Origin of the sequence: Nonomuraea cypriaca (assembly GCF_015645445.1) — a bacterium.
Taxonomy (GTDB): domain Bacteria; phylum Actinomycetota; class Actinomycetes; order Streptosporangiales; family Streptosporangiaceae; genus Nonomuraea; species Nonomuraea cypriaca.
The window spans coordinates 1-8,010 of the sequence record NZ_JADOGI010000350.1 but is presented as its reverse complement, the minus strand read 5'-3'; the positions used below and the strand labels follow the sequence as shown (position 1 = coordinate 8,010).

General features: G+C 69.3%; 8 protein-coding genes. All 8 read right to left on the bottom strand.

From position 1 onward, the window contains the following. Nucleotides 1-1,605: FAD-dependent monooxygenase (locus ITP53_RS51960; RefSeq protein WP_195902891.1), on the bottom strand; the 1,605-nt coding region annotated here is incomplete at its 3' end. 105 nt (nucleotides 1,606-1,710) lie between these two features. Beyond that, complete coding sequence (locus ITP53_RS51955; protein ID WP_195902890.1) at nucleotides 1,711-2,001, bottom strand: MTH1187 family thiamine-binding protein; 291 nt, start codon at nucleotides 1,999-2,001, stop codon at nucleotides 1,711-1,713. A 127-nt stretch (nucleotides 2,002-2,128) separates the two neighbouring features. Then, complete coding sequence (locus ITP53_RS51950; protein WP_195902889.1) at nucleotides 2,129-2,449, bottom strand: hypothetical protein; 321 nt, start codon at nucleotides 2,447-2,449, stop codon at nucleotides 2,129-2,131. 10 nt (nucleotides 2,450-2,459) lie between these two features. Continuing rightward, nucleotides 2,460-3,137, bottom strand: a complete 678-nt coding sequence (locus ITP53_RS51945; RefSeq protein WP_195902888.1) for a uracil-DNA glycosylase — start codon at nucleotides 3,135-3,137, stop codon at nucleotides 2,460-2,462. Between the two features lie 106 nt (nucleotides 3,138-3,243). Then, complete coding sequence (locus ITP53_RS51940; RefSeq protein ID WP_195902887.1) at nucleotides 3,244-4,143, bottom strand: carbohydrate ABC transporter permease; 900 nt, start codon at nucleotides 4,141-4,143, stop codon at nucleotides 3,244-3,246. Further along, nucleotides 4,140-5,516 carry an ABC transporter permease gene (locus ITP53_RS51935; protein WP_195902886.1) on the bottom strand — a complete coding sequence of 459 codons (1,377 nt, stop codon included), beginning with the start codon at nucleotides 5,514-5,516 and terminating at the stop codon, nucleotides 4,140-4,142. Before ITP53_RS51935 ends, ITP53_RS51940 begins: the two co-directional genes overlap by 4 nt. Nucleotides 5,517-5,526: 10 nt before the next feature. Beyond that, complete coding sequence (locus tag ITP53_RS51930; RefSeq protein ID WP_195902885.1) at nucleotides 5,527-6,849, bottom strand: ABC transporter substrate-binding protein; 1,323 nt, start codon at nucleotides 6,847-6,849, stop codon at nucleotides 5,527-5,529. Between the two features lie 7 nt (nucleotides 6,850-6,856). Then, nucleotides 6,857-8,010: ABC transporter substrate-binding protein (locus tag ITP53_RS51925; protein WP_195902884.1), on the bottom strand; the 1,154-nt coding region annotated here is incomplete at its 5' end.

The window sequence follows — 8,010 nt, the reverse complement described above, 5'->3', positions numbered from 1 at the left end:
GGTGGGGTCGGGGCGGTTGAGGAGTTGGCGTAGGACGCGCTCGAGGGTCCCGGCCGGGTCCAGTTCGGGACCGGGTGAGCGCCATGCCACATATCCGTCCGGCCGGACCAGTACGGCGCCGCCCCCGCCCACGCCGTACCGCTCCCGCCAGCATCCGTTCACGTCCTTCAGTTCCTCGTCCACCACCAGTCGCGTGAGCTGCACGCCGAGCCGCTCCTTGACCAGGCGCCCGGCCTCCGTCCACGCCTGACCGCCCTGCGGATCGGCCAGCAGGACGAAGCCGGTGCCGAACAGGTCGGCGGTCGAGATGCGTTGCCCCTCCCAGTCGAGCACCACGTGCGGAGCGCGGCTGCCGGGACGCCCGTTCGGTACGCGAGGGTCCTCCATGATCGAGCCGTCGTCAGCGGGTTCGTCCAGGATCGCCGTGGAGTGGTAGCGCTGCCCGATGAGGGCGCCCAGCGGGTCCTCGATGGGCTCCGGGTAGCCGACGCGCGCCGCGGGCGGCATGCGTACGCCGAGGTTGGCCAGCTGGGCGTCGGCCGTCAGCGTGCCGATCGGGCGGCGCTCGGCGTCGTACGTGTCCAGGAATTCGGGCCCGGCCTGCCCCGTGAGCACGAGCCAGAGCCGCCACGCGATGTCGCACCCGTCCTGGATCGCGGTGCTGCCGCCCTGCCCACCGGTCGGCGGCATGGTGTGGGCGGCGTCCCCGGCGAAGAACACCCGCCCGGCCCGATAGGAGTCGGCCAGTACGTGCGCCATGGCGAACGTGGTCGTGTCCAGCACCCGTACGTCCAGGTCCGGCCGGCGGGCCGCGACCCGTACCAGCTCGACGCAGCGCTCCGGAGTGAAGGCGGCCTCGCTCTCGCCCTCGGCGAGGTTGACGCCGAGCACGTGCGCCCCCACGCCGGTGCCGGTGAGGATCACGCCGGTGAAGACGTCGTTCCGCAGGTACCAGAGCGTGACCTCCCGCTCCCGCACCAGCCCCGACAGGTCGGCGTCGAACATGATCGAGCACGTCCGGCCCAGCTCGCCCTTGCCCGAGGTCAGCACGCCCAGGCTGCGCCGCAGCGGGCTGCGGTATCCGTCGGCCGCCACCACGTAGTCGGCGCGCACCACGCTCTCGCCCTCGGGCGTGCGAAGCCGCGCCGTCACCCCGTCCCCGTCCTGCTCCAGCGAGACCAGCTCCGTGGAGAAGCGCAGGTCGGCGCCCAGTTCCTCGGCCTTGCCCCGCAGCACGCGCTCGATCTCGGCCTGGGGCGCGCCCACGTACGCGGCGGGCGTGACGTCGGCGAGGAAGGCCATCTCCGACACCTCGTCGCTGATGATCATGTGCGGCTCCGGGTCGGCCAGGTCCTTGGCGATCGCTATGCGCATGTTCTCGCCGATGCCGGCCCAGATGGCGCTGAGCTCCTGCTCTATCCCCGGTATGGGACGTAGCAGCTCGACGGCGCGCGGTCCGAGGCCGAACGCCTTGGGCTGGATCGAGGTGCTCGCATGCCGTTCGACCAGCATGACGGGCACCTCGCGCCATGCCAGGAGCGCCGCCGCGCTCAGCCCCGCGTATCCGCCCCCGACCACCAGGACCGGCACTCGCTCGTGCTTCATTGCTCCCCACCTCCGGGACACGTAGTATCGCGTCTATGGTGAGCAACACGATATGTCGCGTCCCACGAGAGGGTCAAGATATATCGCGAAATGTCAGGGGGATCCCTATGGCAGGTGGCGTTCCAAGGACTCCAGCTTGCTGGTCATCCCGTCCTCCACCCCGGGCCTGATGTCGGCCTTCAGCACGAGGCCCACCCTGGGCGCGACCTCCGCCACGGCCTCCACGGCGCGCTTGACCACGTCCATGACCTCGTCCCACTCGCCCTCGACCGTGGTGAACATCGAGTCGGTCCGGTTGGGCAGCCCGCTGTCACGGACCACCTTGACGGCGCGCGCGACAGGCTCGGCGACCCCCTCGCCGACGCCGAGCGGAGTGATGGAGAATGCGACGATCATGGCGTACCCCTTTGCTCTGAGCGGGCTTCGATCTTAGCGAGCGCCGGCACGAGGCCAGGGACGCGAAAAGCCACGACGCCTCCAAGCGTCGTGGCCGCCGCTGACCGTCAGGGATGCCCGGGGGGCGTCACACGTGGTCGTGCTCCTCTTCTTCTTCCTCGCTGGGCCCCTCCGACGGCTCCACCCCGAGCACGGCCTCACGCGGCTCGATCTCGGTGATGTGCTCGACGAGTTGCAGCACGTGCTCAGGCTCGATCAGCCACTGCAGCGCGGTCGCGCCCGTCTCGTCGGAGGTGACCAGCTCGGCCTGCTCCGTACGCTCCTCCTCGGCGAGATCGGCATCGGGGTGCCTGATCTCGGCCAGCGCCGCCGCCTGCAGCGTGTCCACGTCGAGCACCTCGACGGTCAACTCGACCGTGAGACGCAGGAACTTCGGTTCATCACTCATGGCGACGACTCTAGGGCAGCTTCCACTCCACAGGCGCCGCGCCCTGCTGGACGAGCAGCTCATTGGCCCGGCTGAACGGCCGCGATCCGAAGAAGCCGCTGCGCGCCGACAGCGGGGAGGGGTGGGCGGACTCGACGCGCGGCACGCTGCCGAGCATGGGCGCGAGGTTGCGCGCGTCGCGGCCCCACAGGATGGCCACCATGGGCTTGTCGCGGGCCACGAGGGCCTTGATCGCCTGCTCGGTGACCTGCTCCCAGCCCTTGCCCCGGTGCGAGGCGGGCTTGCCCGGCATCACGGTGAGGACCCTGTTGAGCAGCAGCACGCCCTGGTCGGCCCACGGCGTGAGGTCGCCGTTGGCGGGGCGGGGGAGACCGAGGTCGGTCTCCATCTCCTTGTAGATGTTGAGCAGGCTGCCGGGCAACGGCCGCACGTCGGCCGCCACCGAGAACGACAACCCGACGGGATGGCCGGGCGTGGGATAGGGATCCTGACCCACGATCAGCACCTTGACCTCGTCGAAGGGCTGACTGAAGGCGCGCAGGACGTGCGCGCCCGCGGGCAGGTATTGCCTGCCCTCGGCGATTTCCTTGCGCAGGAACTCGCCCATCTGGGTGATCTGCTCGCCGACGGGCTCAAGCGCTGTGGCCCATCCGGCTTCGACGACTTCGTTCAGTGGACGACCGGCCATGGGCGTTGAGCTTAGCCAGATCTGGTACGGCTTGCGGCCGAAACGGCGGTTCGGGCCGTACCAGAACGATCACGGGCGCCCGGGGACACGGGCGCCCGTGAACACGTCACTTGACCGAGCCGGACATCATGCCCTGGACGAAGTACCGCTGGAACGCGAAGAACAGGATCAGCGGGACGATCAGCGACAGGAACGCGCCGGAGGAGAGGATGTCCATGTTCGAGCCGAACTGGCGCATCTGAGACTGCAGATACTTGGTCATCGGCTGGTTGCCGGTGTCGGCGAAGACCAGCGCGATGAGCATGTCGTTCCACACCCACAGGAACTGGAAGATGCCCAGCGAGGCGATGGCGGGCTTGCCCAGCGGGAACACCACCGAGACGAAGATCTTCCACTCCGAGGCGCCGTCCATCCGCGCCGCCTCCAGCAGTGAGGCCGGGATGCCGACGAAGAAGTTGCGCAGTAGGAAGATCGCGAACGGCAACCCGAACGCCACGTGGAACAGCACCACTCCGGGGATCGTGCCGAAGATCCCTGCGCCCCCGTAGAGCACGGCGACCGGGATGAGCGCGATCTGGATGGGCACGATCAGCAGCGCGACCACGACGAGGAACGCCGCGTCCCGCCCGGGGAAGTCCATCCACGCGAACGCGTACCCCGCCATCGCGGCGATGCCGATCACCAGGATCGTGGTCGGCACGGTGATCAGCACGGTGTTCCAGAAGGACGCCGTGAAGCCGCTGCCCAGCAGGTCGCGGTAGCTCGCGATGGTCAACTCGGCCGGCTTGGTGAAGACCGTCCACCAGCCCTCGGCGTTGTTGACCTGCGTGGTCCGCATGGAGACGACCAGCAGGCCCAGCGTCGGCACCAGCCAGAACACGCCCAGCAGCACCATCACCACCTGGACGGCGCCGCTGCCGACGCGGTCCACGATCCTGCCCAGCACCCCCCTGCGCGGCGCGCCCGTCTCCAGCCCGGACGGCACGGTGGCGGTCGCGGTCGTCATGTGTTCTCCCTCCTGAACCTGCGGATATTCATGATCATGAAGGGCAGGACCAGAATCAGCAGGAAGATCGCGAGCGCGCTGCCCAGGCCCTGGTTGTTCCCGCCGCCGAACGACACGCGCCACATCTCCAGCGCGACCACGTTCGCCTGCGGCTGCACCGAGGCGGGCGCGATGATGAACACCAGGTCGAACACCTTCAGCGTATTGATGATCATCGTCACGAAGACGACGAGCAGCACGGGCGACAGCAGCGGCACCGTGATCTTGCGGAACACCTGCCACTCCGACGCACCGTCGATGCGGGCCGCCTCCAGCGCGTCCCGCGGGATCGCCGCCAGCCCTGCCGCGATCAGCACCATGGCGAACCCGGCCCACACCCAGACGAACGCGCCGATGATCGCGGGGGTGATGAGCGCGGGGCCGAGCCACGTCAGGCCGCCGTAGGGGGCCTCGAAGTTCGACTGCGGGAGCCGTACGACGTAGGAGCCGGCGGGCAGCCCCTCGAAGCGGAACGAGCCGTCGTCTGCGGTCGTGGCGGTGCCTGCCACCTGGCCGCCGCTGACCGCCTCGACCGTGATGCCCGGCAGGCCGCGCTCGGCCGCGTCCATGGTGCCGGCGGTGCCGCCGCCGCCCTGAACGAAGTCCAGCCAGACGGCTCCCGTCAGCCCGCCGCCGGTCGGTGGCGCCTTGGCCGGCTGGGCGCTGCCCGGCATGAGGTCCGGCCGGACGCCGACGATCGGGATGAGCACCGGCTGGCCGGCCTGGACCGGCTGCTTGGTGACGACCGCGCCGTTCTGATCGGCGACCGGCGACTGGTCGCCCTCGCGCGGGCGGGCCTCCGGGTAGCCCTGCGAGCCGGAGAACGTGTCGTGCACGGTGGTGAGCACGGCGTTGGCCAGGCCCTTGTCCGGGCTCTCCTCGTAGACGAGGCGGAAGATCACGCCCGCCGCCATCAGCGAGACCGCCATGGGCATGAACACGATCAGCTTGAACGCCGTCGCCCACCTGATGCGCTCGGTCAGCACCGCGAAGATCAGCCCCAGCGTGGTCACCACGAGGGGGGCGACGACCACCCAGATGAGGTTGTTGCGGACCGTGGTCAGCATGCCGTCGTCGGTGAAGATCGTGGTGTAGTTGCCCAGCCCGACGAATCCGGTGCCCGCCGCGTCGAACAGGCTCCTGAAGATCGAGTAGGCGATCGGGTAGACCACCCAGATGCCCAGCAGCAGCGCCGCCGGGAGGAGGAAGGCGATGGCGACCGTCGGCGAGGGGCCGAGGCGTCGTTGCTTGCGGGGGGTATCAGCCGGTCCGGTGGCGGGCCCGCCCGCGGTGTCCGCGGGCGGGTCCTGCGGGCCGTCCAACCGTTCGGTCACGGCCTTACCTCTACTTCCAGGCCTTCGCGGCCTCGGCTTCGAGCGCGGTCTGGGCGCCCTTGATGTCGGTCGGCTCACGCAGGAAGTCCTGCAGCACCTTCCACTCGCCCTTGCCGTCGGTGCCGCCGAACGCGCTCGGCGCCAGGTCCGACATGTCGTAGCGGACGGCGTCGCCGGCCGAGACTATCGTCTGCCCGAGCTGCCTGGTCAGCTCGTCGGGGTAGTTGTCGGGGGAGACGTTCCTGTTGGGTGAGAGGTAGCCGGGGAGCTTGGCCCAGATCTCGCCGCCCTCCTTGGAGGCCAGGAACTGCAGCAGCGCCATGGCGCCGGGGGAGTCCTTCATCGCCACCGCTACGTCGCCGCCGAGCACGACGGGGGCGGTGTCACCGACCTTGGGGAACGGGAAGTACTTGGCCTGCTCGCCCACCTTGGCGCCCGACTGGACGGCCTCGACGGCCACGAAGTCGGCCTCGATGACCATGGCGGCCTCGTTGTTGCTGTAGACCTTGCTCACGCAGGTGGGGAAGTCGGTCTGCAGGGCGCCCGAGGCGCCGTCGGCCACGAACTCCTTCTTGCCGACGATCTGCTGGATCTTCTCCAGCGCCGTGGCCACGGTGGGGTCGGTCCACGGGATCTCGTGCTTGGACAGCTTGTCGTAGTTCTCGGGGCCCGCGGTGGACAGGTAGACGTTCTCGAAGAGGTCGGTCAGCGTCCAGCCGGAGGCGCCGCAGAACGAGAACGGCGGCGTGCCGGAGTCTGAGACCGTCTGCGCGGCCTGGATCAGCTCGTCCCAGTTGGTCGGCGGCTGCACGCCGGCGTCCTCGAACGCCTGCGAGCGGTACCAGACCAGCGACTTGTGTGCCGCCTTGATCAGCACGCCGTACACCTGGCCGTCTGCGGAGCCGAGCTCCTTCCAGTAGGGGGTGTAGTTGGTGTCGATCTCCTTGGTGACCTCGTCGGTCAGCGGCTTGAGAGCCTTCTGCTCGGCGTACTGCTGGACCAGGCCGGGCTGGGGGAGGATCGCCACGTCGGGCGGGCTGCCGCCCTGGATGCGCGGGCCGAGGTAGGCGCCGGTGTCCTCGCCGGTGGACGCGTACGTCACCTCGGCGCCGGTCTTGTCGGAGAAGGCCTTGAGCACCTGCTCGAAGTTCTTCTGCTCGTCGCCGGTCCACTTGGCGGCGACCTCCAGCTTCACCCCCTGGAGCGTCTTGGCGGCGCCGCTCGCCGGCGCGGAGCCCGACTCCGTGGGTTGCGTGGTCGTCGGCGCGTTGCCGCAGGCGGCGACGGCTATCGCGAGCCCGGTCAGGATCGCTGCTGCTCTGCCTTTTCGCATGGCTGCCTCACTGGGTTCTGATGATCTCTTCGAGTTCGGACTTCATGGAGACCGCGACGTCGTCGGCGGACTCGGGGGTGGGGGTGCCGAGGGCCTTGGCGACCGAGCTCGCGATCACCAGGCTCAGCTGGTTGTAGTTGGCGCTCGCCGGCCGTGCCTTGGCGGCCATGATGCTCTCCTTGAGTACCGGCAGGTACGGGAAGCGCCTGATCAGCGCGGGATCGTCGTAGAGCTCGGTCCACACGGGCGGGAACGAGCCCTCGGTGAGGACCCGGCGCTCGTTCTCCAGGCTCGTGAAGTAGCGGATGAACTCCTGGGCGGTGTGCTGGTTCTTGGAGAAGGCGCTGATGGCCAGGTTGACGCCGCCCAGCGTGCTGGACCCGGGGCCGTCGAGTCCGGGCAGCCTCGTCACCGCGACCTTGTCGCCCAGCTCGGCCCTGGCGGGGCCGAAGCCGTGCGGCCAGTTGCGGGCGAAGGCCAGCCGGCCCTCCTGGAAGGCCAGGCGGGACTCCTCCTCCTTGAAGCTCAGCGACTCCTCGGGGATCCAGCGCTCGCGCAGCCCCTGGAGCAGGAAGTCGAGCGCGGTCTCCCCCGTGGCGGGGTCGAGGGTCACCTCGGTGCCGTCGGGGCTGAGGATCTGCCCGCCCGCGGACTGGACGGCCTCGGAGAAGTTGACGGTCAGCCCTTCGTAGGCCAAGAACTGCCCGGCATAGCCTCCTATGTTGTGCTTTTTTCTGATCTCTCGGGCTTGGTGGCGTAGCTCCGCCCACGTCCGCGGCGGTTCCTTCACCAGGTCGGTCCGGTAGTACAGCAGCCCCGCGTTGCTCGTGTAGGGGACGGCCCAGAGCTTGTCCTTGTAGATCGCCGTTTCCACGACCGGCGGCAGGAACCTGTCGAGCGGGAACAACCCGCGTTCCAGGGGGATGATCCAGCCGTTCTCCGCGAACTCGGCGGTCCACACCACGTCGAGCCCCAGCACGTCGTACCGGCTGCTCTGGGCCTGGAGGTTGGCCACCATCTGGGCGCGTTGCTCGTCGGCGGCCTCGGGCAACTCCAGCAGCGTCACCTTCTCGGCCGGGTGGGCCTGGTTCCAGCGGTCCAGCAGGGGTTGCAGGTACGCCGTGGTGTCGCGTCCGGTGGCGAAGGTGATCGGTCCCGTCC

Coding starts and splice junctions, on each gene's coding strand:
- ITP53_RS51945 (WP_195902888.1), bottom strand. CDS start 3,137: ATGGCCGGTCGTCCACTGAACGAAGTCGTCGAAGCCGGATGGGCCACA.
- ITP53_RS51930 (WP_195902885.1), bottom strand. CDS start 6,849: ATGCGAAAAGGCAGAGCAGCAGCGATCCTGACCGGGCTCGCGATAGCC.
- ITP53_RS51950 (WP_195902889.1), bottom strand. CDS start 2,449: ATGAGTGATGAACCGAAGTTCCTGCGTCTCACGGTCGAGTTGACCGTC.
- ITP53_RS51955 (WP_195902890.1), bottom strand. CDS start 2,001: ATGATCGTCGCATTCTCCATCACTCCGCTCGGCGTCGGCGAGGGGGTC.
- ITP53_RS51940 (WP_195902887.1), bottom strand. CDS start 4,143: ATGACGACCGCGACCGCCACCGTGCCGTCCGGGCTGGAGACGGGCGCG.